Source organism: Pseudomonas sp. PDM32, from assembly GCF_019219225.1.
Classification (GTDB): Bacteria; Pseudomonadota; Gammaproteobacteria; order Pseudomonadales; family Pseudomonadaceae; genus Aquipseudomonas; species Aquipseudomonas laurylsulfatiphila.
Genome location: NZ_JAHUWE010000084.1, coordinates 1 through 213 on the forward strand (window position 1 = coordinate 1; position 213 = coordinate 213).

At 60.6% G+C, this 213-nt stretch carries 1 protein-coding gene; it reads right to left on the reverse strand.

The genetic code is table 11. The annotated features are described in order from the left end of the window. Positions 1–213, reverse strand: a 213-nt coding sequence (locus KW846_RS29885; RefSeq protein ID WP_218486483.1) for an immunoglobulin-like domain-containing protein, incomplete at both ends; no start/stop codon positions are given.

Here is a 213-nt window from a genome sequence, read left to right on the forward strand (position 1 = left end):
TCACGGTGGTGGTGTCGTTGACGTCGGTAACCGTGGTGCTGACCGGAGTCTTGATCGGGTTGATGGACTCGAGGTTGCCACCCACCGCGTCCTTGATGGATTCAGTGACGGTGGTTGGACCGGTGTAGACGTCGTTGCCGACAGTGACCGGCAGGCTACCGGAGCTCTGACCTTCGGCAATGGTGATGACCTTGCCGCTGTCCAACGTCACGG